This window comes from Rhodoferax sp., from assembly GCF_023701345.1.
Lineage (GTDB): Bacteria > Pseudomonadota > Gammaproteobacteria > Burkholderiales > Burkholderiaceae_C > Rhodoferax.
This window is the reverse complement of the sequence record NZ_JAMPXE010000042.1, coordinates 1-24,711: the sequence shown is the minus strand read 5'-3', so window position 1 is coordinate 24,711 and position 24,711 is coordinate 1. Positions and strand designations below refer to the sequence as shown.

The following is a 24,711-nucleotide window of genomic DNA, read 5'->3' as shown; positions in this document are numbered from 1 at the left end:
TGCGCCAGCTCGCTCGATGCCTGGTAGGCGGTGTCACGCAGCAGCTCTGAAATATGCCGTGCCATGTCGCGCGCGGCGGGGGTGTCGTAGCGCAGATTGAGCATCACCAGCGCATCGCCCAGCCCGGTATAGCCCAGGCCGACACGGCGCTTGGAAGCTGCCTCGGCTTGCTGTTGCGGCAGCGGCCAGACAGTGGCGTCCAGCACGTTGTCGAGCATGCGCACCGCCACCCGGGCGACCTCGGCAAAGGCTTTGCGGTCAAAACTGGCGCTGTCAGAGAACGGATCCCTGATAAAGCGCGTCAGGTCGATTGAGCCCAGGCAGCAGCAGCCGTAAGGGGGCAGCGGTTGCTCGGCGCAGGGATTGGTGCTGGCGATGGTTTCACAATACGACAGGTTGTTGTCGCGGTTCATCTGGTCCAGGAACAGCACGCCGGGTTCGGCGTGGTCGTAGGTGGAGCGCATGATCTGGTCCCACAGGGCGCGGGCCTTGAGCTTGCGATAAACCCAGATGCCAAGGTCCTGGTCAAGGTAGGCTCCGGCGTCCTTTTGGGCCGTACCGGGCTCGGCTTTGTGGACCAGGGAAAATTCGTCATCGGCTTGCACGGCGTTCATGAATTCGTCGGAAACGCCGACCGAGATGTTGAAATTTTTCAGGTCACCCTGGTCCTTGGCGTGGATGAACTCCTCGATGTCAGGGTGGTCGCAGCGCAGCACGCCCATCTGGGCGCCGCGCCGGGCGCCGGCGGACTCGACCGTTTCACACGAGCGGTCAAACACACGCATGTAGCTCACCGGCCCGGACGCACTGCTTTGTGTGCTGCCGACCCAGGCGCCGCGCGGGCGGATGCGGGAAAAGTCATAACCCACACCGCCGCCACGGCGCATGGTTTCAGCCGCTTCGGTGAGCGCCGTGTAGATGCCCGGGTGGCCGTCTTCGACGTGGGCAATCGAGTCGCCCACGGGCTGCACAAAACAATTGATGAGGGTGGCGGCGAGATCGGTGCCGGCGGCCGACTGGATACGCCCGGCCGGCAAAAATCCGGCTTCCAGCGTGTCAAGAAACCGGGCCTCCCATTGGGCCTGTTGTTCGGGTGCCTCGACTTTGGCCAGCGCGCGCGCGACACGCTGGTTCACGTCGGCAATGCTTTTCTCCGTGCCTTTGCTGTATTTTTCAATCAGCACTTCTTCGCTGATGGGCTGGGGCTGCAGCGCGGTCAAAATGGGTGTGGTCGTGTGCTGTGACATGGGATTCTTCCTAAAAAACGAGTCGCCATGGTAGTGGGCGAAAGTTGTAGTTTCGTTGATCCAGAACAAAAATGACAAACTAAGTAAAAATAAAAAAACGCTATAGCTAGTGTTTTTACCTATTTATTTATCTAGATGTAGTGTATTTGGTTTTTTAAAAGCTGTTTCAAATGCCGCTAACAAGCAGGGATTCTCAGGTGCTTCAGCCCGCTCTGCCATCCGGTCGCGGTTGGCCAAACCAGCGTCCGTAACGCATGGCCCAAGCCACCATGGCGAGACACCAGGCGTAGATGGCTGCCAGCGTCAGGGAGGTGGCAAAAGTGGGCCATAGGCCAGCGCCGACACGCAGCACAATCGCCGTCTGCAACACCCAATACAGCGTCCAGGCGATGTTGTCGGCTGGCTCCTTGCGCCCGCCATGGCCGCTGCTGACCCGGGTGATCATGGCAAACATGGTGGCACTCAAATAACCCATGGTCATGGCGTGCAGCGGTGCCAGTCCCAGCGATTCGTCATCACCACTGCGGGCCATGAGGCCGTGCGACAAGGCATTGAGCGCAAACGCGACGCCGAGCCAGACAAAGCCGCCATGCAGCATGGCCAGCAAGCGAATTTTGAGGCTTTGCACCAGACCCCAGCGGATGGCCAGCCACAGCAGCAGCAAGGCGACCGGTGCTTCCAGCAGCACCTGCAGCCAGCGCAACACGGCGGGTTGCGGCCACCACCACAGTTCCGCCACGCTGATCAAGCCCGCCAGACCAAGTCCGCCGAGCAGCACCCATAACAACCACAGGGGTTGCTTGCTGTCCAGCGCGGGAATGGCACTGGCGCTGAAAAATGGAATCATGCGGTGCGACACCACGGCAAAAACCGGGGCAATAAACCACCACAGCGCCATTTGAACGACGGTGCGTAACCACTGATGGGACTCAAACGCCAGCGCGAGGGCTGCCAGCCACAGCATTGCCATCCCGATCAGGCAAGCGGCCGAGGCCAGTGCGGGGTGGCTGCGGTCGCTCATGCGACTGACATAAACCATACGCGCAAACTTCAAACTCAGCACCGTCCAGCCACTGGCCACCAGACTCATTCCTGCCGCGGCGGTGATGGCATGGCTGTAAATACCAAACAGGGCAATGACCCAACCGGTCAACATGGTCGCCAGTGCGGGCAGCAAGCTGCGCGCTGACACCTCGGGCAAGTGCAGCCACTTGGGTCCGGCGGTGAACAGAAAACCGCAAAAGAAGAGCGGCATGTAGCCCAGGCTCATCAGCAGGGCATGGCTGGAAGATGCCGGAATGACCATGCTGATGGGCCATTGCAGCGCACGCGCTGTGAGTTGGGCTGCCCACCAAAGGGCGGCAAAGGCCAGCATCAGCGCCGCCATAAAAAATGCCAGGCGGTGGGGCGCAAGCATGAGCACGCTAATGCGCCATGCTGGTGCGCCAGCCGCTGGACTGGAGTTGGTGGACCGGTTGGATGAGGGTTTCATGGCAGTAGCGGACAAACGCCACTGATTACACCAAACTGGTCTAACACGCGTCAGTCGTGCGGGGATTTTGTCTCTGCCTTGTCGCCACAAGACCTGACGCGCGGGTTCAGGGGTGTTTCATGCGCTGGTCGTCAAATGTTTTGCAAGCATGCGCTGCAACTGCGGCAGGCAGGAGCCGCAGTTGGTGCCGCATTTCAGGCTGTCTTGCAGTGAAACCAGGCGTTGCGCAGGTGCTGCTGTGCTGTGTGCCAGATGTTCCTCAATGGCGAGATCGGTCACGTTGAAGCAGGCGCAGACCTGCTGCCCGCGTGACAGCACCGGCACGGGCGGCGTGGCACCGGGAATCAGCAGCGCCCGGCCATAGGAATGGGCCGGCAGTGATTCCTTGAGCAGGGTGGTGATCCAGCTCTGGGCGCTGATATCGCCTGCCAGCAAAAAGCCCACCAGGGTCGTTTGTGTTTCGCTCTCGATGAGCCGGGCTGCACGGCGCTGGCCACGTCTGGCATCTGAATAGCGCAGCACTTCCGGGCCCTGGAGTTGCAGCAATTGTTCGATCTGTGCCAGCAGGCCGGGTTCAGGGGCGGCATGGCGTGCGGCGCGAAACAGCACGCCGCTGCGCTCGCCCTGAGCGTTGCCGGTCGCGCTGGAAAACGGGACACAGGTGGCAAAGTCAAATTGCGCCATCAGGCCCTGTAGCGCACACCGGGCCGCGACGCCCTGCGATGCAGGCAGCCAGGCCACCGCCAGCAGGTGCCAGGGCATCTCGGCCTTGAGGATTTTGACGGGCGTGTGTTTGAACTCGGGCTGCCTGGAGTCGGGGCAAAAAACGCCGCTGGTCAGTGCATTGACGCCCGCCAGGCGTTCGCCCTGGGCGCTTTGGCCGCTCAGGAATTCTTCGCCCCAGTGCATCGCCATGAAAGCCTGGTTCAAGCCGACTTCCCGGCTGGCCTGGACTGGCACCAGCACCGAGCCACGGGCACTGGTGAGGTGGACCAGGTCACCGTCCTTGAGCTGGCGCTGCGCCATGTCCTGCGGGTGCAGTTGCACCGAGGGTTCGCTCACATGGCCAAACAAATGGCCCAGTGTGCCGGTGCGGCTCATGCCGTGCCATTGGTCACGCAGGCGGCCGGTGGTGAGCGCAAACGGATAACGCGCGCTGCGCGGCTCGGCGACAGGCTGGTAGGCCACGCTGATGAAACGCGCCTTGCCGTCAGCGGTGGGGAAAATGCCGTCCTCATAAAGCCGTGCCTGGCCATCGGCCTGGCCTTCCGCCATGGGCCATTGCCGGGGTGCCTGTTCCAGCAGGGCGTAACTCATGCCACTGATGTCGAGGTCGCGGCCGCGGGTGGATTCGCGGTGCTCAAGCCAGATGGCTTCCGGCGTGCTGTAGGGAAAGAGGGTCGTGACACCCAAATGGGTCGGCGCTCGTTGCCGCTTCAGCAACACTTCGAGGCGCTGCGCAAAGCCGGTGGCAATGTGCCAGTCAGGGCGGGATTCACCCGCGGGCTGGACGGCAGCGCGCACCCGGCTGATACGGCGTTCGCTGTTGGTCACCGTGCCTTCTTTTTCACCCCAGGTGCTGGCCGGCAGCAGCAGGTCGGCATACGCACAGGTGGCGGTGCCGGCATAGGCTTCCTGCACCACCACGAACTCGGCGCGTTCCAGCGCCCGCCGTACCAGGGTCTGGTTGGGCATGGATTGCGCCGGGTTGGTGCAGGCAATCCACAGGGCCTTGATTTCACCATCGGCGGTCGCTTGGAACATCTCCACGGCTGTTTTTCCGGGCTGCTCCGGCACACTGGGCAGGCCCCAGAGCGCGGCAATTTCAGCGCGATCGGCCGCCTTGCCCAAGTCGCGGTGGCCACTGAGCAGATTGGACATGCCGCCGACCTCGCGGCCGCCCATGGCGTTGGGCTGACCGGTCAGGGAAAACGGTCCGGCACCTGGTTTGCCGATTTGTCCGGTGGCCAGATGCAGGTTGATGAGTGACGTGTTTTTGGCGGTGCCGCTGCTGGACTGGTTCAAGCCCTGGCAGTACAAACTCAACGTGGGCTTGCGGGCTTGGCCGCTGGCTGATACGCCCGCAAACAGGCGTGTGGCCTGCAATAGCGCTTCCTGGCTGATGCCGCAGGTGCGCGCCACCAGGTCGGGTGTGCAGTCGCGAACCCCGGTTTTGAGTGCCTCGAAGCCGCTGGTGTGGGCCGCCATGAAGGCCTCGTCCAGCCAGCCTTCCCACAGCATCAGGTGCAGCATGCCGTGGTGCAACATGACATCGGTGCCGGGTTGAATCTGCAGAAACAGGTCGGCCATGTCGGCGGTGTCGGTGCGCCGCGGGTCGACTACCACGATCTTCAGTGCCGGATTGGCGCGGCGGGCGTCTTCGATGCGCCTGAACAGAATCGGGTGGGCATAGGCGGTGTTGCTGCCGGTGATGAAAATCGTGCTGGCGTGGTTGAAGTCGTCATAACACGCGGGTGGCGCGTCCACGCCGAGGCTCTGCTTGTAGCCCGCCACGGCGCTGCTCATGCACAGGCGCGAATTGCTGTCGATGTTGTTGCTGCCGATCAGGCCCTTGGCGAGCTTGTTGAAAACGTAATAGTCTTCGGTCAGCAGTTGGCCCGAGATATAAAAACCCACGGCATCCGGGCCGTGTTGCTGGATGATGCCGGCAAAACGGCTGGCTGCCAGATCGAGCGCGCTGTCCCACTCGGTACGTTGCGCCGGGGCACCACGCTGGCTGCGCAGCATGGGGTAAAACAGGCGTGCCTGGGCTGTGATGTCGGCACTGGCCGTGAGGTGCAGGCTGGACCCTTTGGTGCACAGGCGCCCAAAGTTGGCGGGGTGGTCCGGGTCGCCACGCACCCCGGTGATCTGGCTGCCGCGAGACTCAATGATCACGCCACAGCCTACGCCGCAATAAGGACAGGTGGAGCGAGTTTCGGTCATGGGAGCCTTTGGGCAGTTGGTCTCAGGCGCAGGCCGTACGGCGTGCCGGGCCGGCCACCGGGCGTGTTTGCTCGGTGGCGTGGCTGGCCAACTCGTCGGACCGCAGGAACACTTGCCCCTCGGTGCACTTGACCTCGAAGCGCGGCGTGCAGCCTTTATCGGGGGCAGCGGCCTGGCCGGTGCACAGGCCAATCGTCCAGTTGTGCAAGGGGCAGGCCACACTGGTGCCAAACACGATGCCCTGGCTTAGGGGCCCGCCTTTGTGGGGACAGCGGTCGAGCAGGGCAAACACCTCGTCCTTGTCATTGCGAAATACCGCCACGTCCAGCCCTTGGGGGCGTGCCACACGGCGCGAGCCCAGCACCGGGATCTCGTCGATGCGGCAGATGGGGGTCCATTCATTCATCATTTTGTATTTCCTTAAACGCTCAGAGCTTCAAACTGGCGGGTGTCGACTGCGGCCTTGTCAAATTCAAACCAGGGGTCGGGCTCGCCGTCAAGGGCGAATTGCAGGTTTTCCCACAGTTCTTTGCGACCCGTGTGGTCTTCGACAATGCGTTTCTTCACATAGTCGAGGCCGACACGGTTGACGTAATGCACGGTGCGCTCAAGGTACCAGCCCTCGGTGCGGTACAGCTCGCAGAAGGCGCCGGTGTATTCCAGCACCTCGGCGGCGGTCTTGACCTTGACCAGAAAATGCGCCACTTCGGTCTTGATGCCGCCGTTGCCGGCCACATACATTTCCCAGCCGCTGTCGACACCGATGATGCCGACATCCTTGATACCGGCCTCGGCGCAGTTGCGCGGGCAGCCTGAAACGGCGAACTTGACCTTGTGTGGCGCGTACATGCGCCACATGGCGCGTTCCAGGTCCTTGCCCATCTGGGTGCTGTCCTGCGTGCCCATGCGGCACCACTCACTGCCGACACAGGTCTTGACGGTGCGCAGCGCCTTGGCGTAGGCGTGACCGGAAGGCATGCCGATGTCTTTCCAGACCGCCTGCAGGTCTTCCTTCTTCACACCCAGCAGGTCGATGCGCTGGCCGCCGGTGACCTTGACGGTCGGAATCTTGTACTTGTCCACCACATCGGCAATGCGGCGCAGTTCGCTGGCCGTGGTTTCGCCTCCCCACATGCGCGGGATCACGCTGTAGGTGCCGTCCTTCTGGATGTTGGCGTGTGAACGCTCATTGATGAAACGGCTTTGTGGATCGTCCTTGGCCTGCTTGGGCCAGGTGCTGATCAGGTAGTAGTTGACGGCCGGGCGGCAGCTCGCGCAACCGTTGGGTGTTTTCCACTCCAGAAAGGTGAAGACGTCGGCAATCTTGAGCAGTTTGTTGGTCTTGATGGCATCGCGAACCGCTTGATGGCCGTGCTCGGTGCAACTGCACATGGCCTTGGTTTTGGGTGTGGCCGAATAGTCGCCACCGGCGGTGAACATCAGCAACTGCTCGACCAGCCCGGTGCAGGAACCGCAGGAGGCGCTGGCCTTGGTGTGTTTGCGTACCTCGTCCAGTGTGAACAGCCCTTTTTCCTTGATGACCTTGCAGATCGTGCCTTTGTTGACGCCGTTGCAGCCGCAGACTTCATCGCTGTCTTTCATGGCAGCGGCTTTGTTGTGGCCCTCGTGGCCGGTGTCGCCGATATTGGATTCGCCGAACATCAGCTTGTCACGGATGTCGTGCACGCTGCGGCCGTCACGCAGCAGCTTGAAGTACCAACTGCCATCAACCGTGTCGCCGTACAGGCAAGCGCCCACCAGCTTGTCGTCTTTCAGTACCAGCTTTTTATAGACCCCGCCTTTGGGGTCGCTCATGATGATTTCCTCACAGCCTTCGCCGCCGGCAAAATTGCCGGCTGAAAAAAGGTCAATGCCGGTGACCTTGAGCTTGGTCGAGGTGAGGGACCCGACATAACGGCCAATGCCAAATTGCGCCAGGTGGTTGGCCGCCACCTTGGCCTGTTCGAACAGTGGCGCCACCAGACCGTAGGCGGTGCCACGGTGGGCGGCGCATTCACCGACGCTGTAAATGCGCGCGTCGGTGATGGTTTGCAGGGTGTCGTTGACCACAATGCCCTTGTCACAATGCAGGCGCATGGACTGGGCCAGTTCCACGTTGGGACGTATACCGACGGCCATCACCACCAAGTCGGCAGGCACCTCGGTGCCATCCTTGAATTTGATCGCGGTGACCCGGCCATCCGGTGCGCCCACCAGCTCCTGGGTTTGCGCACCCATCAGGAAGCTCAGGCCGCGTTCTTCGAGCGATTTTTGCAGCAGCTTGCCCGCCACCACATCAAGTTGACGCTCCATCAGTGTCGGCATCACATGCACCACGCTGACCGTCATGCCGCGGCGCATCAGGCCGTTGGCGGCTTCCAGGCCCAGCAGGCCACCACCAATCACCACTGCATGCTTGTACTGCGTGGCGGCATCGATCATGGCCTGGGTATCAGCAATGTCGCGGTAGGCAATCACGCCCTTCAGGTCCTTGCCGGGCACCGGCAGCATGAAGGGGTTGGAGCCGGTGCACAACAGCAGGCGGTCGTATTCGGTGCTGATGGTCTCACCGGCGGCGTTCTCGGCATGAACCAGGCGCTTGACCCGGTCCACCGAGGTGACGCGCCAGCCTGCATGCAGGGTGATGTGGTTGTCGGAGTACCACTCGAAGGGATTCAGCACAATCTCATCGATTGTCTGTTCACCGGCCAGCACCGGGCTGAGCAGAATGCGGTTGTAGTTGGGGTGTGGCTCGGCGCCAAAGACGGTGATGTCATACAGCTCAGGCGCGATTTTGAGCAGCTCTTCCAGCGTACGGACACCAGCCATGCCGTTGCCGACCATTACCAATTTTGATTTCTTCATTGCGACCACTCCAGATATCGATAAACTTTGACAGCGGTCATGCCGCATGCAAAAGGAAGGGAAATATTGAGCCGATACAAGGCACACCGTCGCATACGTCGTTGTATGCAGAACCCGCAGTGAAATCGCTAAGGTCGTGGACGCTTCGCTACGTCCGATGAAGAATATGCAAGACCCATGCCATATGATTGGATATTTTCGTGCATGACCGAGCAGGGTCTGCCACTGGTGTGTAATTGGCATCGGAATCGTGTTTTTTCTCACTTCAATATTTATGACTTCTGCATTGATACATGTTCACGGTTCAAAGGGCGCGCTGCCGCTGGTGGCAGATCTGGAGGCCGCAGGCATTCAAGTGCTGGGCATTGCGGGAGATCGCAACAAACTGGTGCAGGACGTGGTGCGTCATGCACCAGACCTGGTGATTTGTGATGAAGTGCACCCGGGTGATGCATTGTTCAAGGCGATCCTGGCCATTGCCGAAACGGCTCCCTGCGCTGTCTTGCTCTTTACCAATGATGCAGACGCGGGCCTCATGGTTCGCGCCATTGAGTCAGGTGTCCACGCCTATGTGGTGAACGGTTATGGCGCCCATCGCCTGCGATCGCTGATTCACCTGGCGCAGGTCCGGTTCCGGCACGAGGCCGCGCAGCGACGTGCCTTGCAGGAGTTGGCCACCCGTTTTGATGAACGCAAACTGGTAGACCGTGCCAAGGGCATTCTCATGCGAACGCAGCAGGTGTCGGATGACGATGCCTTCCAGTTCCTGCGAACGACATCCATGCACACCAACCAGCGGCTCGGTCAGGTGTCGCAGCACATCATTCATTCCGCCAAATTCGCAGAAGATGTGAACCGTTGCGGGCAGTTGCGCATGTTGTCGCAGCGTTTGGTCAAGTTGTATGCGCTGCCATTGGCCGGCGCGCAGGCGGCGCAGTGCGTCGGTCTGTCCCAGGAGTCGGTGCAGCGTATGAATGCCCATCTGGCGCACTTGGGCAAGAGCCTGTCGCAGGCAACCTATGGCGATCTGCTGGGGCAGTTGGTGCCGACCTGGGCCCGGCTGAAGCGGGTGCTGCAGGGGAGTGGTGCGGTGGACCAGTCTGCTGCTGCGTTGGTGTCGATGGATGAGCTTGCAGAACAACTGCTGCAGGGCGCTGAGCGCTTGACCACCCAGTTGGAGAGTGCTGGCCTGGCCCCCCCACTGCGTGTTCTCAATATGGCCGGCCGCCAGCGCATGCTGTCGCAGCGCTTTGCCAAATACGCGGTTCTGAGCATGCTGGGCGACACCATGCTGTTGCAACGCAGCGAAGCGGGCATGGCCGAGTCGCGGGCGGCCTTTGAGCAGGCACTGACCTACCTCAACAGTCTTCCCCTGAGCACACCTGAGATTCAAGCTGCACTGCAGGCTGCCGGCATTGGCTGGCTGGAAATGCTGACGCTGGTCAAAGGCGGAACCGGCACGCCAGAGCGGGCGGAACGTGCCCAGAAGTTGGCATTGGCCAGTGAAAACCTGCTCGACGTGTTTGAGCGCTTGTCAACTCACTACGAGCGCAGCATGCAGATGCTGGTTGGCAGTTGAAAGACCGCGGTATGCCCGTATTTGTTGCCTTGCACCAATGTTGGGCACTGAATTTGCGTGTTGTGGTGCATGGCATTTGAAATAGACATTGGCTTTGCCTCACAGGCGGGCAAAAAGGACGTCAACGAAGACTTCGTCGCGGCCATGTTACCCGATGCCGGAAGCGAGGCCATGGGGGCCATTGCGGCCATAGCCGATGGTGTGAGCCAGGGTGGCATGGGGCGCGAGGCGGCGCAAACCACGGTGACCAGCCTGGTGCGTGACTACTATGGCACGCCCGAAACCTGGGATACCACTGTGGCGCTGGATCGCGTCATTGGGGCGCAGAACACCTGGCTGGCGGGTATCAACCGGCGGCGCGCCCCGGTGATCGGTTTGACCACACTCACGGCCCTGGTGCTGCGCGGGCAATCCTATGCACTGGCACATGTCGGCGACAGCCGCGCCTATTTGCTGCGTGCCAATGAGGTGTTGCAACTCACCACTGACCACGTGGTCAATCATCTCGATTTTCAGCACCAGTTGCTGCGTGCGGTGGGGCTGGATGACCGCCTGGTGGTGGACTACAGCCAGGGCGATGTGCAGGTCGGCGACGTGTTTGTGTTGCTGACCGATGGCGTGCACAACCTGGTGCCGGCCAAGGAACTGGCACAGTTGGCTGCGTTGCCGGATTCCCGGGCCATGAGTGAGGCACTGATTGCACAGGCCTTGCAGAAGGGGAGTCAGGACAACGTGTCGGCCCTGGTGTTGCGGGTGCTGGGGCTCTCAGACGTGACGCTGGAGGATGAAAATCGCCAGGCCCGGCAATTGCCCACACTGCCCCGCCTCAAGGTGGGCGACGTGGTGGACGGGCTGGTGGTGACCGCTCAGGTGGCCGACAACGGCATCAACGTGGTGTACCAGGTGCGCCACCCGGCCACCCAGTCTCTGCATGCGCTCAAAACCCTGCATCCCCAGCGCGCCCACGATCCGCAGGAGCGGGCCATGCTGGCGCACGAAGCGTGGCTGGCCAAACGCATGCAGTCCAGCCGCGCATCGGACCATCTGGTGGCGCTGTCGCAGGGGCCGGCCGTGTCACCCACGCCCAGTGGCTTCTACATTTTGTACGACTGGCATGGGGGCGAAACCTTGCAGCAAATGCTGGACCGTCACCACCGTTTCAGTTTGCCCCAGATCATCAGCGTTGCCACGCAGGCGGCGCGCGCGCTGGGCCGGCTGCATCGGCAGAATGTGATTCACCGTGATGTCAAGCCCGCCAATCTGCACCAAGGGGAAGACGGGGTGTTGCGTTTGCTCGACCTGGGGGTTGCCCTGAGCGGGCGTGAGCCCGAAGCCACGCGCCTGCTGCATGCCGGCACACCGAGCTACATCAATCCCGAGCAGTGGGGTTTTTCCGTCAAGATCGGTGGCGGCATGACCGATACGCCGCCCGAGCCGCCCACCGCGCAAAGCGACCTGTTTGCGCTGGGGGTGACGCTGTACCAGTTGTTGACCGGTGGCAAGCTGCCCTATGGCGAGGTGGTGCCTTACCAAAGCGGGCGCTACTACCGCGACCCCATCGCACCCAGCCGGCTCAACCCCGAGGTGCCGATCTGGCTGGATCACATTGCACGCAAGGCGGTGGCGCGGGACCATCGCCTGCGATTTGAGACGGCCGAAGAATTCCTGTTGGCGCTGGACCGCGGTGCGGCGCGCCCGCTCACGGTGCCCTCAAACACACCGCTGTTGCAGCGCAATCCCACGGCAGCCTGGAAGTTGGCGCTGGGTCTGAGTCTGATCTTCAACCTGATGCTGGTGGTGTGGCTGTTGTTTCTGCCGAAATAGACCAAAGATTCTTGTGAATGAGACGTTGGCAGCTATTTGTTTGGAAGCATTCACGCACTGCGTGCTCTCCCGCCTTTTTCAGCCCAGGTTCGGGTCCAGCGAATCTGCATGGTGCGCATCATGGCCAGCACGCCCATCGTCAACACGGCAAACAGCAGGAAACCCCACATATAGGTGCCCGCGTATTGTTTGGACAGGCCCATGACATTGGGCACCAGTCCACCACCCAGGGCGCCGATTTCACCAATCATGGAGCCCGCCACCGCCGTGGTCAGCGGCCAGCGCAGCGGTACCAGCTGAAACAGGGCGCCGTTGCCCGCGCCCAGGGCGGCAAAACACACCATCAGTAGCAGGGTGGTGGCCACCAGTGATCCTCCGCTGAAGGCACACAGCACCAGCGACAAGGTAATGATCACCAGCACCGTGGTCAAGGTGTTGATACCGCCCCAGTGGTCGGAAATCCAGCCACCAAAAATGCGCAACGCAGCCCCCGTGAACGCGGCCAGCATGGTGAGCTGCCCGGCCTGCACCTTGGTGACGCCAAACTGGTCGTAGTAATAACTCGGCAAAAAGGTGGCCAGGCCTATGAAACCGCCAAAGGTGATGGCGTAGATGATGCTGAAGCCCCAGCCGTCTTTCTCGAACAGGCAGGCAATGTGGTCACGGAAGTTGGCGTGTTTGTCGACATCGTCCGGTTCCTTGGCAAAGATCAATATCACCACCACGGGCAAGATCAAGCCCATCGCAGCCATGCCATACACCGCTTTCCAGCCAAAGGCCTGCGCCAGCAGCGGAGCCAGCAGGGCCGACAGCGAGGTGCCCACGTTGCCCGCGCCCACCAGGCCCATGGCCAGACCCTTGTAGCGCGCCGGAAACGACCCGGAGCCCAGTGACAGTGCAACGCCAAAGCTGGCTCCGGCAATGCCCAGCAGCACCCCCATGGCGAGCAGGTCGTTGAAGGTCTCGACAAAAAAGTAACCAAACAGCATGGCAATCGCAATACCGCCCATTTCCACCAGAGTGGCGTTTTTGCGGCCGATGTACTGCGACAGGATGCCCAGCGGGAACCGCATGATGGCGCCGGCAAATATGGGGACCGACAGCATCACGCCGACCTGGGCCGGGCTAAGTTGCAAGGATTCCTTGATAAACGGTGCCATCGCCCCGTTGGTCACCCAGACGCCGCAACAGTAGGTGAAGTACAGCAATGAGGCGAACAGGGTAGGTGCATGCCCTGATTTGAGAAAGGTGCGGAATGTCGCCATGATGCGTGTCCTTTGAAGAGGATGAAAATTCCCAAAAACAATGTCAATGAGCTGCCGCCATGGCATGCAGTTTTGCACTGATTCGGGGGATGGGGTTGGTGTATGGCGCGTCCATGCACGCCGCTGTGCGCACCAAGCTGTGGTGTCTTGTCAGGTCAGGACGCTTCGTTACGTCCGCAACTGTTACAGCAAAACTTGTGCCAAACCGGGGCTCCGGCTGAGTGAGGCATGATGCGCCACTGCTGTGCGCTCAGGTTGACACGATGCCGGTGGTGCACCAGGGCGGGGAGCATGCACCAGTCTGGGACATTGGCTAGCCTACCGCTGGTGCAGCAGGCATGGTGGGTGTCAGGAAAGTGCGACCCAGTGGTTGTCGGGGGACAGCGCGCCTGGCCAGGCCAGCATGGCCGGGGCATGGCGTGGATGCCAGCGCGCCACGCCCCGCGCTGCGCCGAGTAGTACGCCGCCCGGTTGCGATTCGAGAGGCCATAAGCTGAGCGCGCAAACCTCGCGCAACTCGGCGATGGTCAGCAGTTCGCTGGGGGCGTCCGGGTGCCAGAGTACACCCCGGTTCTCCCGCTGTCCGCTTAACACGAAGCCGCCTCCGGGCCCAGGGGCAATGTCGCCTGCATAGCCGCCGCCCAGAGCCGAGCGGGTAGGGATGCGCAGTGTCTCGCCGTTCCATACGGCGAGCACGGGGGCGTCTCGACGTTGTTCCGGTGTGTCATGCTCGGCCTGCAGGCCGATGCCCAACAAGGGCGTGGCATCGGCACGTCGGCTCCAAGCCATGTGGCGGATGCTCAGGCGCGGGTCGTCCAGGCGCCACTGACCCAGCAGTTCGCCGTTGTCCGGCGCTATGCGCACAAGTGATGGCGCCATGCGGTGCAAGTCACGTTTCTTGCCGTCGGGCGTACGAGGGATGCCACCATTGGCCACCAGCAGAGTCCCGTCGGCGTCGGTCAGGCATTGGTGCGGGTCGATGCCGTGCGTGCGCCACTGTGCGACCCGCACCAGATTGCGGTGGTCGCGCACCGAGACCCAGCCTTCGCCTGTGCTGCGGTTGGTTTCCGTGGTGAACAGCCATTGGCCATTGGCACTGGGTGTCACATGGCCATCCAGAGTGCGGTTGGGGGTGTCATCGTCCATGGTCAGGCGATGTGTCACCTGGCCCTGCGCATCGCAGCGCAGCAGCCAGCGGCCCGGACGGCTGGACACGGCCAGGAAACCGCCGTCGGGTTCTGCCAGCAGACCATGGGCGCGGCCATCCACCGGCGCCTCGGCGGTGATACGGACCTGGCTTGTCGCCCAGTCCAGGTGAAGGATGCCGACAAAGTCACGTGTGGTAGGGGCATTGTTTGTGACAGACTCGACCCGCCATGCCGCCGCTAGCCGGGTGCTGGGTAGCGGATTAACCGTTGGGGCGGGGCGGGTGGGATCGGATTGTGCCAACGCGTGGTCGGGCAAGGCACAAGTGCCCAGCAACAGGGCTGCGGATTGGAGGAAAGGCCGTCTCTGCATGGTAATCAGGTTGGGTGTTCAGGACCTCTGTCGTCGTGCCCTGTCGTATTGTTTCTGGAAATTTGTAAATGAGAATCAATATCATTATATCAATGTGGATGATGTTCAAGAAAACCGGCACACAGGGCTGCGGGTTCAATGCGAGCGAGGACAGCACTGGAGGGGACCGTGAAATGTAAAAGCCCTGACCCCACTGGGTCAGGCGGCCTTCTCCACATGCACCTGCCGGGTGTACAAAAAGTCGATCACGGCCTTGCGGTATTTCAGGTACTGCGGGCTGTCGGCCAGTTGCACCCGGTTGCGTGGGCGCGGCAGGGCGACGCTGAGCACCTCGCCAATGGTGGCCGCCGGGCCGTTGGTCATCATCACGATCTTGTCGGACAGCAGCACTGCTTCATCCACATCGTGGGTCACCATCACCACCGTGCTGTGGGTGCGCGCCACAATTTCCAGCAGTTCATCCTGCAATTTGGCGCGGGTCAGGGCGTCGAGGGCGCCAAAGGGTTCGTCCATCAGCAATACCTTGGGTTCCATCGCCAGGGCGCGCGCAATGCCGACGCGCTGCTTCATGCCACCCGAGATTTCGCCGGGGCGTTTTTGCGCTGCGGGGGTCAGCCCCACCAGCGCCAGGGCGGCATCGGTGCGTGCCATGAGCTGGGCCTTGTTTTCGCTGGTGGCGCCTGCGGTTCTATTGGCTGCGCCAAACACCCGCTCGACACCCAGATAAACGTTTTCAAAGCAGGTGAGCCAGGGCAGCAGGGAATGGTTTTGAAATACCACGGCGCGGTCCGGGCCGGGACCGGCAATTTCACGGTTGTCGCACAGCAGATGCCCCTGCGTGGGTGTGGTCAGGCCGGCGATCAGATTGAGCAGGGTGGACTTGCCGCAACCCGAGTGGCCGATCAGGGCCACAAACTCGCCCTTGGCCACCGTCAGATGGATGTCCCGCAATGCGCAGAACGGCCCCTTTTTGGTCTTGAAAGTTTGCTCGACACCGACAATGTCGATGAACTTGCTGGTCTGGTTGGGGTTCATGGTGAATTCCTTTGATTTGTTTATGGCTTGTCATCGCGAGGCCGCAGGCCGTGGCGATCCAAAACACATGGATTGCCGCGTCGCTGCGCTCCTCGCAATGACGGGTCAGTTCTTGACTTCCTCGAACGTGAATGCCGTCGCGATCTTGATCAATGCGTACTCCAGAATGAGACCGACGATGCCGATCACAAAAATGGCGATGATGATGTTCTTGACGTTCAGGTTGTTCCACTCGTCCCAGACCCAGAAGCCAATACCGACGCCGCCGGTCAGCATCTCTGCCGCCACAATCACCAGCCAAGCGGTACCCACGGCCAGGCGCACACCGGTCAGCATGTAGGGCAGCACCGAGGGGAACAGGATCTTGGTGACGATTTTCCATTCGCTCAAATTCAGCACCCGCGCCACGTTCATGTAATCCTGCGGCACGCGCTGCACACCCACCGCGGTGTTGATGATCATCGGCCAGATCGAGCAGATAAAAATTGTCCAAATCGCAGCCGGGTCAGCACCCTTGAACACCAGCAGGCCAATCGGCAGCCAGGCCAAGGGTGACACCGGGCGCAGCAGGCTGATCAGCGGGTTGAACATGCGGCTCAGAAACTCGAAGCGGCCAATCGCGAACCCGGCCGGAATACCGACCGCAGCGGCCAGGCCGAAGCCCAGCGCCACACGTTCCAGCGACATCAGGATGTTCCAGCCCAGACCCTGGTCGTTGGGGCCGTTGCGGTAGAACGGGTCGCTGAAGATCACCATCGCCTGTTCGAAGGTGTCGGTGGGCGACGGGATGCTGCTGGCGGTGCTGATGGAGACCAGCGCCCAGATGCCGATCAGCAGCCCAAAGCCCAACAGCGGTGGCAACACGGCCAGCCACAGGCCGCGCCAGTCATAAGACTGCTTCTGTGCATTGGACTTTTCGGGGACTGTGGCGGCCAGCGCCTTGTCGATCGCCGCCGGGGCAATGACGGGCGTTTTGGACGCTTCGGCACTTTCGTGCTTCAGCGAGGGATTAAAAACAGCACTGACCATGGTGTGACTCCTGAAGTGAGTGGGTGTGAAGACTCAGACCTTGACCTTGAAGCCGTCGGCGTATTTCTTCGGGTCCTTGCCGTCCCAGACCACACCGTCCATCAGTTTGCTGGTGCGCATCACGTCCTTCGGGACAGGCGTCTTGGTGGCCGCAGCGGCTTGCTTGTAGATGTCGATCTGGTTGATCTGTTTGGCCACCGCCAGGTAGTCGGGGTGGTCTTTGATCAGGCCCCAGCGCTTGTGCTGGGTCAGGAACCACATGCCATCCGAAAGGTAAGGGAAGTTGACCGCGCCATCGTTAAAAAACTTCATGTGGTTGGGGTCGTCCCAGGTCTTGCCCATGCCGTTCTGGTAGCGCCCCAAAATACGTTGGTTGATGGCATCCACACTGGTGTTCACATACGACTTGGCAGCGATGGTTTCTGCCATTTTGTTTTTATTTTGCAGGCTGGCGTCGATCCACTTGCCGGCTTCCAGAATGGCGGCCGTCACGGCACGCGCGGTGTTGGGGTATTTTTTGACAAAGTCGCCGGTGGTGCCCAGCACCTTTTCAGGATGGTCTTTCCAGACTTCCTGCGAGGTGGTGGCGGTGACGCCAATGCCGTCAATGATGGCACGGTGGTTCCAGGGTTCGCCCACGCTGAAGCCATCCATGTTGCCGACCCGCATGTTGGCCACCATCTGGGGCGGCGGCACGGTGATGACCTTGGCGTCTTTCATCGGGTTGATGCCATTGGCGGCCATCCAGTAATACAGCCACATGGCGTGGGTACCGGTGGGGAAAGTCTGGGCAAAGGTGTATTCGCGCTTCTCGGCGGCCATCAACCTGGCCAGGCTCGGGCCGTCGACCGCGCCTTTGTCGGCCAGCTTCTTGGACAGGGTAATGGCCTGGCCGTTGTTGTTGAGCGTCATCAGCACCGCCATGTCCTTTTTGGCGCCACCGACACCCAGGTGCACGCCATAAATCAGGCCGTACAGGACATGGGCAAAGTCCAGTTCACCGTTCACCAGTTTGTCGCGCACGCCGGCCCAGCTGGATTCCTTGGTGGGAATGATCTTGACGCCGTATTTTTTGTCCAGGCCAAGTTCTGCGGCCATGACCACGCTGGCGCAGTCGGTCAGTGGGATGAAGCCGATCTTGACCTCGGTCTTTTCGGGGGCATCGGAACCCGCGGCATAGACGGCGGCGCGTAATGCCGGGCTGATGCCAATGGCGCCGACAGCAGCAGTTTGCAGGACCGCACGGCGGCTCAGGCTGGGTTTCAGAAAATCAGTCATGGCAGTTTCCTTCAAGTGTGGGTGACAGAACTAACAAAAAAAGGCGTCCTCACAAGGCTCAACATGTGTGACACGTGTCGAACCTGTGGGGACGCCTTTGTCCGGATCAGACTGGTTTCACCCGCCGTTGGGTGATCTCAGTCAAACGACCATCGCTGGTCTTGTTTTCTTATAAGCAATCCGCGTGCCAGGTTTTTTGATTCAGGGAGGTGCTATGAATTGATGAGTATTGCGCGTAATGGTCGCCTTCCCTTGGAAGATGAAAGAACGCGTTCCCTGAATCCGAGCGGGGTTGCACTGTATTTGTGCAGCGCACCAATTCAGCCCAGCAAATCGGCCACGTCGAGCATGCGTTGCGCCACCTCGGCGAGTTTCAGGCCCTTGTCCATCGCGGTCTTGCGCATTTTCCTGAAAGCCTCGTCTTCGCTCAGGTTCTGGCGCTGCATCAGCAGACCCTTGGCTCGGTCGATGAGTTTGCGGTCCTTGAGCTCGGCGCTGAGCTCGTCGCGCTCGTTCTGGGTGCTGGCCAGGGTATGCAGGAGCGCCTGTTCGTGCTGGAAACGTGCCAGCGCCACATCCAGAATCGGCCGGATGCGCTCGGCGGACAGGCCCGCCACGATATAGGCCGACACGCCCGCGGCCACTGCGTCCTTGACATGCCGGGTGTCATCGTCGTTGGTGAACATGACGATCGGGCGGCGCTCGTCGCGCGTGGCCATCACCACATGCTCGAGTGCGTCACGGGCATCGCTTTCGGCATCAACAATGATCAGGTCGGGTTGCAACTGGGCTATGCGCTCGCTCAGAAATACATCGGCGGGCAGGCTGGCGATCAGGTTGAAGCCGTTTTCCAGCAGCCCGATGCGCAGGCTGCGCGAGCGATCAGCCTGGCGCACGGCTTGCGCGTCTTCCGGATCAGCAATGTCCAGATCGGGTGCGACAACAACGATACGAAGGCTGGGGTTCATGCGTCAAAAGACGCAAGAATCAAGCCAGTGCGCCTCATGTGTGCTGTTGCAACGGCGTCAGGACACCCATTTTGTGGTGTCGTCGGCGACGAACTGGTTGACGTCGCCGAGCATGATTTCGCGCAAGGCCTGGATATCCATCAGGACATCGAACGAGAAACCCTGGCGGTCACCGCGCGCATCTTCGATCAGCGCGGCAAAACAGGCTCTGAGTTGGTTGGCGTCGTCCTTGAGCGCAAAGATCGTTTGGGCAATGCGCGGGTATTTGTCTGCCAGCGCTTGCGGGAACTTCAAACCTGCCAGCGTGCGAAAGTAGTCTTGCGCCGCAGCTGTTAATTGAACGGTGTCATCGGTCATGGCCATCTCCTGGTGTTCATACCTTCACTGCCAGCAAAGAGTGTAGTGGGAACGCGTCAATCTGACACATCGACCCCTTTATTGGGCGCCGTAACCTACCAGTTTTTTGACATCCAGAATCCGGATTTCGCGGCGGTCGATGGTAATGAGTTGTTGGGCTTCGAGTTCGTGCAGCACGCGTGAAAAATACTCGGGAGTGAGCGACAGGCGCGAAGCGATGGTGGCCTTGCTGGCGGGCAGCGACACGGTCAGGGTTTTTTGACCGGTGGCTGCGTCCATTTCGACGTCGCGCAGCAAGTAGCCGATCAGGCGCTGCATGCCGTTTTGCAGGGCATAGGCTTCGACGTCCTGGACCAGGCTATGCAGTCTTCTGGACACACCGGCCAGCATGTGCATGGCAAAGTGGGGGTCCTGCTTGATTTCACTGACGACGCCGTTTTTGCTGACGTTCACGAGCACCGTGTCAACCAGCGCCTGCGCACTCAGGATGTAGGGCTTGTTAAGGAACACCAGTGCCTCGGCAAAACTTTGTCCAGGGCTGATGATTTCAATCACTTTTTCCTGGCCTGATGGCGACACCACAAACAGCTTGACCTGTCCGCTGACCACGATGTGAAAGGCCTCGCAGGCTTCGCCGAGGCTGAATATCATCTCGCCCTTGGCGTAACTTCTGAGTTGACTGCTCTTTGCAATGCGCGTCAGCTCATCAGGCGACAAGCCACTGAACAGCGGCGAAGTTGCCAGAAAGCGTGGCATGTCAAAAAAATGGGTGGCCAGGGACATGGCTATTCAAGCGCAATGGCGCTGCCCGATGTGTCAAAAGCGATCATGTTGTCAAGTGCACCGAGTTTGATGGATTCCACCATTCGGTCAAGCGTTTGCTCAATGTCCTTGCTGCCGGGCGCGGTGTTATTCCGGCCAGACAGGGCGGCCACAAACACCACATGCCACTGGCTTTGAAACTGGCCGGACTCCAGTTTGAGTGCCGCAAAGCTCTGGATATCTTCAGGTGACTTGTCGGCGCACATGGCAGGGACCAGGGCACCGCCGCCACCGGTTTCAAATTCCCGGCGTTGTTCAGGCGTGCAGTCGTCGGGCAGTTCGGCGCAGGTGAAAACCATCAGCAGGCGCTGCGGCTGCGCTTGTTGGCGCGCTACTTGCAACAAATCGTCAAAGTTGGTAATGGTCATGGTGTGGCATGGGTGTTAAAAGCGGAATCGATCTCGTTGAACAAGGGCTCGGACAAATGCTCAGCATAGGGTCCGTGGCCGCTGTGGGAGGCCACGGAAGCGGGTATGAATTGGCCGCTGTTGACATCAAAAACATGTATTTCACCATCTTCGATGACATAGTGCCAGCCATGCAGCGTCATCTGGCCGGCCTCCACCTGGGCGCGCACCATGGGGTAGCCCATGAGCCGCTCCAACTGCAGCACCACCGCCCGCTGCTCGGTGCGGCGCAGTGCCTCCTCAGTCACCTGCACCGGCAAAACCGCTTCGCGGCCCAATTCCAGCCAGGCGATAAGGTTCTTCGCCTGTGGATTCACCTCTTCGTAGAGTGCCCGGATACCACCGCAGTGGCTGTGGCCGCAGACCACGATGCGCGACACCTTGAGGTTGAGCACGGCAAATTCAATGGCGGCCGAGGTACCGTGAAAGCCGGCCGAGCCGTCATAGGGCGGCACAAAGGCGCCGACGTTACGCACCAAAAAAAGTTCGCCCGGGCCCATGCCGGTCAGCATGTAGGGCACCAGGCGCGAGTCCGAGCAGCCAATGAAAAGAATGGTCGGGTGCTGGCCCTCTGCAATCAGGGTCTGGAACTGCTCCTGCACACCCGGGAAGGTGTGGTCGTGAAAGCGCCGGATGCGCGCCAGCAATTCATCAGGCACTGCAGCAGAGGGCATCTGTAAAAAACCTATTGCACCAGCGGTGTGTCGGCGGCTTCCAGGTCCACGCCCTGGACGTTCGCTTCTCCAGTCAGCAGGCTCAGATACTGGCGCAGCGCCGTCACAAAGGTCTGCTGTTTCAGCGTCATGCGCACCGCGCCGTGGACCGAGTCAAAGGCTTGGGCCACACCGGCCTCACGCCCCATGACCTCCACCACATGCAGGCCGAAACGGCTGTGCACCAGACGTGGCAGCACACCCACTTCGGCATGGCCAAACAGCTCCTTGGCAAACTCGGGGGCGCAGTGGGTCGTGGTCAACCAGCCCAGTTGGCCACCCTCGGCGCCGCTGGGACAGTTGGACAAGGTCTTGGCAGCCTTGGCAAACGCGTCGTCAGTGTTGTTGCTGTCAAAGCAGCGCACATTGAGCAGCGTGCCTTCGGCCTGCTTGCGCAGGGCGTTCAGGTCCACCCCGGGTGTGACTGCAAACAGAATGTGGCGCACATGAACGCGTTCGCCCGTGGTGTAGTGGCTTGCCTGGTTGGCCGCATGGTGGCGACGGCAGGCCTCCTCGGACGGCTCGGGAACGAGCAGTTCCTGGTCCAGCAAGGTCTCGATGGCGATGGATGCCGCCTCGCTGGCAACACCGTCGGTGTTGGCAGCGTCACTGGTGTCCAGCAGGCCCTTTTGAATGGCGGCCTGACGCAGCAATTCGGCGTAAGCGCGCTGGCGCAATTCGTCCGCAGTCAAGACATCACCGGCGTTATGCAGTGCAACGCCATTGATGTTCGCCACCGGGGTCTCGGTCGGGTGAGTGGTTTGCATGGCCGTCACCTCAAACACCAGCGCCGGGCTGGCGCGGCTGATTCTGTCCCGCAGGCACATTCAGGCGCCGGGCCCGCACCACCTGGTAGGGGCGCATCAGGTAAGTCACAGAAGCAAAGCCGCTCCAGACATGGACCAGGCGGGTGAATGGAAAGATGAAGAAAATGCTCATGCCCAGGAACATGTGCGCCTTGAAGATAAAGCCCGCATCAGCCAGCAAAGCAACTGCGCCCGGCTGGAAGGTGACAATGGCCTGCGCCCAGCCCGCCAGCTTCATCATCATGCTGCCGTCGAGGTGTTGACCCGACAGCGGCACGGTGGCCAGACCCAGCGCCAGTTGCACCCAGAGCAGAACCAGCAGCACGATGTCGCTGGTTTTGGAATTGATGCGGATGCGTGGCTCGGTCAGGCGACGGTGCAGCAAGATGGTGACGCCAATGAAGCCCAGCAAGCCCGCAATGCCGCCGCTGATCATGGCCATGAGTTGTTTGTCACCGGCGCTGATGAAGCGCTCATAGACAAAGTGCGGCGTCAGCATGCCCATGGTGTGACCAAAGAACAGGAACAGCACACCAATGTGAAACAGGTTGCTGCCCCAGCGCAGTTGGCCCATTTTCAGCATCTGCGACGAGTCGCTTTTCCAGGTGTACTGGTCGCGGTCAAAGCGGATCAGGCTGCCGAGCAGGAAAACGGCAAAAGCGATGTAGGGGTACACGCCAAACAGGATGTAGTCAAGGGTGTTCATAGTGGGACTCCAGCAGTTGCGGTCGCGCTTTGACGGGGTTTTGCCGCATCGGTTTTAACAAAATGAATGGGTTGGGGTTGGTCCGGTTTGGTCTGTCCCTTGACGGAGCAACCATCAAACACCAACGGTTCTTCCCAGCTGGTGTCAAGCGGCTCATCGGCCACGATCTTGACCGGATGGGCTTTTTCGCCGCTGAGCTCCAGCAGCGCGCCAAGGACACTGGCGTAAGGGCTGCTGCGCTGTTGCAAGGCGTTGAAAATGGCATTGAAAATGTGCGCCATCTCGCTAAGGAAGGCGCGCGCCTCCTTGGGGGGCTGGGTCGAGACAAATTCAAGCACCACCGGCAGGTAGTCCGGCATTTCATCGGGGCCGAGGTACAAGCCGGCTTTTTCGTAGGTCTGCGCCAGGTCGATCATGGCCGGGCCACGGTCGCGCGAATCGCCATGCACATGTTCGAACAGGTGCAGGGAGGTGGCGCGACCGCGGTCGAAAACTTCGACATACTCAGCCTCGTTGTCAAGCGCGTTGCCGCGCGCCAGGCCGTTGATGAGCGCGTTGAGCTCTTCCAGGCGCGCGCTAGCGATGGCTTTTTCTGACAGCAGGGCCTGACGCATGTCGTCGAGGTCGCCGCGCAATTGCGCATCGGGGTAGGACAGCAGGCGCGCCAGAACGCGCAGGCTCAGGGAGGCTGGGACGGGAGTTGAAAAAATAGACATGGTCAGACCTCCGCCTGGATCGGAATGGTACGCCGCTTGCTGCCACCAAACAGGCTGGTTTCACTGGCGCCGTCCGAGCAGCCGTTGCCGAACGAGAAGCCGCAGCCACCGCGCACGTCAAAGGTGTTTTCGGCGTATTCGCGGTGTGTGCTGGGGATGACAAAGCGGTCTTCGTAGTTGGCAATCGCCATCACCTGGTACATCTCCTCGACTTCCAGCGTGCTCATCTGCACCTGTTCCAGCGCCGCCATATTGGGTTTGCCGTCGACGTGTTTGCCACGCTGGTAGGCGCGCATGGCGAGCATGCGCTCCAGTGCGCGCTCCACCGGAAAGGTGTCGCCGGCCGTCAGCAGGTTGGCCAGGTACTTGACCGGAATGCGCAGCTGCTTGACATCGGGGATTTCGCCATTGATGCCAATGTTGCCGGCGTTGGCGGCGGCGCTGATGGGGGAGAGCGGTGGCACATACCAGACCATCGGCAGCGTGCGGTACTCGGGGTGCAGGGGCAGGGCGACTTTCCACTCGACGGCCATCTTGTAGACCGGGCTGTTGCGCGCGGCTTCCATCCATTTGTCGGGGATGCCGTCAATGCGCGCCTGCTCGATCACCTTCGGATCGTTCGGGTCCAGGAAGATGTCGAGTTGGGCCTGGTACAGGTCGCGGTCATGTTCCACGCTCGCGGCCTCCTGGATGCGGTCGGCGTCATACAGCAGCACGCCCAGGTAACGAATGCGCCCGACACAGGTCTCGGAGCACACCGTGGGCTGACCGGCTTCAATGCGCGGGTAACAGAAGATGCATTTCTCTGCCTTGCCCGATTTCCAGTTGTAATAAATCTTCTTGTAAGGGCAGCCGCTGATACACATGCGCCAGCCGCGGCACTTGTCCTGGTCGATCAGCACAATGCCGTCTTCCTCGCGCTTGTAGATCGAGCCCGACGGGCAGGACGCCACACAGGCCGGGTTCAGGCAGTGTTCGCACAGGCGCGGCAGGTACATCATGAAGGTGTTTTCGAACTGGCCGTAAAGGTCCTTCTGGATGTCGTCGAAGTTCTTGTCCTTGCTGCGCTTGGAGAACTCGCCGCCCAGGATTTCTTCCCAGTTCGGGCCCCAGACGATTTTTTCCATGCGCTTGCCGG

Annotated in this window: 21 protein-coding genes; 2 read left to right on the top strand and 19 right to left on the bottom strand. The window is 60.9% G+C overall.

Features of this window, described 5'->3' with window-relative positions; genetic code table 11:
• The 5 genes from NDI87_RS07880 to nirB all read right to left on the bottom strand — a co-directional run.
• On the bottom strand, positions 1-1,247 hold a 1,247-nt coding region (locus NDI87_RS07880; protein WP_296274521.1), incomplete at its 3' end, for an adenosylcobalamin-dependent ribonucleoside-diphosphate reductase.
• A gap of 202 nt (positions 1,248-1,449) precedes the next feature.
• On the bottom strand, positions 1,450-2,664 hold the full coding sequence (locus tag NDI87_RS07875) for an NnrS family protein (RefSeq protein WP_296274518.1): 1,215 nt from the start codon (positions 2,662-2,664) through the stop codon (positions 1,450-1,452).
• Positions 2,665-2,856: 192 nt separating this feature from the next.
• On the bottom strand, positions 2,857-5,685 hold the full coding sequence (locus NDI87_RS07870) for a nitrate reductase (protein ID WP_296274516.1): 2,829 nt from the start codon (positions 5,683-5,685) through the stop codon (positions 2,857-2,859).
• A 22-nt stretch (positions 5,686-5,707) separates the two neighbouring features.
• Entirely contained in the window at positions 5,708-6,091 is a 384-nt protein-coding gene (nirD, locus tag NDI87_RS07865) for a nitrite reductase small subunit NirD (protein WP_296274523.1), read from the bottom strand.
• 14 nt (positions 6,092-6,105) lie between these two features.
• On the bottom strand, positions 6,106-8,550 hold the full coding sequence (nirB, locus tag NDI87_RS07860; RefSeq protein ID WP_296274515.1) for a nitrite reductase large subunit NirB: 2,445 nt from the start codon (positions 8,548-8,550) through the stop codon (positions 6,106-6,108).
• A gap of 274 nt (positions 8,551-8,824) precedes the next feature.
• Here nirB and NDI87_RS07855 point away from each other — a divergent pair, with 274 nt between their 5' ends.
• Positions 8,825-10,129, top strand: coding sequence for an ANTAR domain-containing protein (locus NDI87_RS07855; RefSeq protein WP_296274513.1), 1,305 nt, complete (start codon positions 8,825-8,827; stop codon positions 10,127-10,129).
• Between the two features lie 69 nt (positions 10,130-10,198).
• Positions 10,199-11,953, top strand: coding sequence for a bifunctional protein-serine/threonine kinase/phosphatase (locus NDI87_RS07850; protein ID WP_296274512.1), 1,755 nt, complete (start codon positions 10,199-10,201; stop codon positions 11,951-11,953).
• Positions 11,954-12,003: 50 nt separating this feature from the next.
• Here the strand turns inward: NDI87_RS07850 and NDI87_RS07845 are convergent, their stop codons facing one another.
• The 14 genes from NDI87_RS07845 to narH form a co-directional block, all read right to left on the bottom strand.
• A complete protein-coding gene (locus tag NDI87_RS07845; RefSeq protein WP_296274510.1) occupies positions 12,004-13,218 on the bottom strand; it encodes an MFS transporter in 1,215 nt (404 codons plus the stop codon).
• A 348-nt stretch (positions 13,219-13,566) separates the two neighbouring features.
• The gene (locus NDI87_RS07840; RefSeq protein ID WP_296274508.1) at positions 13,567-14,736 is read right to left on the bottom strand and encodes a DUF1513 domain-containing protein; all 1,170 of its coding nucleotides are present in this window, start codon (positions 14,734-14,736) and stop codon (positions 13,567-13,569) included.
• 198 nt (positions 14,737-14,934) lie between these two features.
• Positions 14,935-15,771, bottom strand: coding sequence for an ABC transporter ATP-binding protein (locus NDI87_RS07835; RefSeq protein ID WP_296274507.1), 837 nt, complete (start codon positions 15,769-15,771; stop codon positions 14,935-14,937).
• Positions 15,772-15,876: 105 nt separating this feature from the next.
• A complete protein-coding gene (gene ntrB, locus NDI87_RS07830) occupies positions 15,877-16,800 on the bottom strand; it encodes a nitrate ABC transporter permease (RefSeq protein ID WP_296274505.1) in 924 nt (307 codons plus the stop codon).
• A 33-nt stretch (positions 16,801-16,833) separates the two neighbouring features.
• Positions 16,834-18,078, bottom strand: a complete 1,245-nt coding sequence (locus NDI87_RS07825) for a CmpA/NrtA family ABC transporter substrate-binding protein (RefSeq protein WP_296274503.1) — start codon at positions 18,076-18,078, stop codon at positions 16,834-16,836.
• A 320-nt stretch (positions 18,079-18,398) separates the two neighbouring features.
• Complete coding sequence (locus NDI87_RS07820; RefSeq protein WP_296274501.1) at positions 18,399-19,046, bottom strand: ANTAR domain-containing protein; 648 nt, start codon at positions 19,044-19,046, stop codon at positions 18,399-18,401.
• Positions 19,047-19,103: 57 nt separating this feature from the next.
• Positions 19,104-19,403: a hypothetical protein gene (locus NDI87_RS07815; protein WP_296274500.1), complete on the bottom strand. Its 300-nt coding sequence runs from the start codon at positions 19,401-19,403 to the stop codon at positions 19,104-19,106.
• 78 nt (positions 19,404-19,481) lie between these two features.
• On the bottom strand, positions 19,482-20,186 hold the full coding sequence (locus NDI87_RS07810) for a Crp/Fnr family transcriptional regulator (RefSeq protein ID WP_296274499.1): 705 nt from the start codon (positions 20,184-20,186) through the stop codon (positions 19,482-19,484).
• A 2-nt stretch (positions 20,187-20,188) separates the two neighbouring features.
• Positions 20,189-20,593: a ribonucleotide reductase subunit alpha gene (locus tag NDI87_RS07805; RefSeq protein WP_296274497.1), complete on the bottom strand. Its 405-nt coding sequence runs from the start codon at positions 20,591-20,593 to the stop codon at positions 20,189-20,191.
• Positions 20,590-21,306: a carbonic anhydrase gene (locus tag NDI87_RS07800; RefSeq protein WP_296274496.1), complete on the bottom strand. Its 717-nt coding sequence runs from the start codon at positions 21,304-21,306 to the stop codon at positions 20,590-20,592. Before NDI87_RS07800 ends, NDI87_RS07805 begins: the two co-directional genes overlap by 4 nt.
• Before the next feature lie 11 nt (positions 21,307-21,317).
• Complete coding sequence (locus NDI87_RS07795; RefSeq protein ID WP_296274494.1) at positions 21,318-22,112, bottom strand: peptidylprolyl isomerase; 795 nt, start codon at positions 22,110-22,112, stop codon at positions 21,318-21,320.
• 10 nt (positions 22,113-22,122) lie between these two features.
• Positions 22,123-22,857 (bottom strand): respiratory nitrate reductase subunit gamma, encoded by a 735-nt coding sequence (narI, locus tag NDI87_RS07790; RefSeq protein ID WP_296274492.1) that lies wholly within the window; start codon positions 22,855-22,857, stop codon positions 22,123-22,125.
• On the bottom strand, positions 22,854-23,573 hold the full coding sequence (gene narJ / locus NDI87_RS07785; RefSeq protein ID WP_296274491.1) for a nitrate reductase molybdenum cofactor assembly chaperone: 720 nt from the start codon (positions 23,571-23,573) through the stop codon (positions 22,854-22,856). The genes narI and narJ overlap by 4 nt, the downstream gene beginning before the upstream one ends.
• A 2-nt stretch (positions 23,574-23,575) precedes the next feature.
• Positions 23,576-24,711: nitrate reductase subunit beta (gene narH, locus NDI87_RS07780; RefSeq protein WP_296274488.1), on the bottom strand; the 1,136-nt coding region annotated here is incomplete at its 5' end.

Bases quoted from the DNA above. Each gene is read 5' to 3' on its own strand.
- NDI87_RS07875 (WP_296274518.1), bottom strand. From the start codon at position 2,664: ATGCTTGCGCCCCACCGCCTGGCATTTTTTATGGCGGCGCTGATGCTG.
- NDI87_RS07870 (WP_296274516.1), bottom strand. From the start codon at position 5,685: ATGACCGAAACTCGCTCCACCTGTCCTTATTGCGGCGTAGGCTGTGGC.
- nirD (WP_296274523.1), bottom strand. From the start codon at position 6,091: ATGAATGAATGGACCCCCATCTGCCGCATCGACGAGATCCCGGTGCTG.
- nirB (WP_296274515.1), bottom strand. From the start codon at position 8,550: ATGAAGAAATCAAAATTGGTAATGGTCGGCAACGGCATGGCTGGTGTC.
- NDI87_RS07855 (WP_296274513.1), top strand. From the start codon at position 8,825: ATGACTTCTGCATTGATACATGTTCACGGTTCAAAGGGCGCGCTGCCG.
- NDI87_RS07850 (WP_296274512.1), top strand. From the start codon at position 10,199: ATGGCATTTGAAATAGACATTGGCTTTGCCTCACAGGCGGGCAAAAAG.
- NDI87_RS07845 (WP_296274510.1), bottom strand. From the start codon at position 13,218: ATGGCGACATTCCGCACCTTTCTCAAATCAGGGCATGCACCTACCCTG.
- NDI87_RS07840 (WP_296274508.1), bottom strand. From the start codon at position 14,736: ATGCAGAGACGGCCTTTCCTCCAATCCGCAGCCCTGTTGCTGGGCACT.
- NDI87_RS07835 (WP_296274507.1), bottom strand. From the start codon at position 15,771: ATGAACCCCAACCAGACCAGCAAGTTCATCGACATTGTCGGTGTCGAG.
- ntrB (WP_296274505.1), bottom strand. From the start codon at position 16,800: ATGGTCAGTGCTGTTTTTAATCCCTCGCTGAAGCACGAAAGTGCCGAA.
- NDI87_RS07825 (WP_296274503.1), bottom strand. From the start codon at position 18,078: ATGACTGATTTTCTGAAACCCAGCCTGAGCCGCCGTGCGGTCCTGCAA.
- NDI87_RS07820 (WP_296274501.1), bottom strand. From the start codon at position 19,046: ATGAACCCCAGCCTTCGTATCGTTGTTGTCGCACCCGATCTGGACATT.
- NDI87_RS07815 (WP_296274500.1), bottom strand. From the start codon at position 19,403: ATGACCGATGACACCGTTCAATTAACAGCTGCGGCGCAAGACTACTTT.
- NDI87_RS07810 (WP_296274499.1), bottom strand. From the start codon at position 20,186: ATGTCCCTGGCCACCCATTTTTTTGACATGCCACGCTTTCTGGCAACT.
- NDI87_RS07805 (WP_296274497.1), bottom strand. From the start codon at position 20,593: ATGACCATTACCAACTTTGACGATTTGTTGCAAGTAGCGCGCCAACAA.
- NDI87_RS07800 (WP_296274496.1), bottom strand. From the start codon at position 21,306: ATGCCCTCTGCTGCAGTGCCTGATGAATTGCTGGCGCGCATCCGGCGC.
- NDI87_RS07795 (WP_296274494.1), bottom strand. From the start codon at position 22,112: ATGCAAACCACTCACCCGACCGAGACCCCGGTGGCGAACATCAATGGC.
- narI (WP_296274492.1), bottom strand. From the start codon at position 22,857: ATGAACACCCTTGACTACATCCTGTTTGGCGTGTACCCCTACATCGCT.
- narJ (WP_296274491.1), bottom strand. From the start codon at position 23,573: ATGTCTATTTTTTCAACTCCCGTCCCAGCCTCCCTGAGCCTGCGCGTT.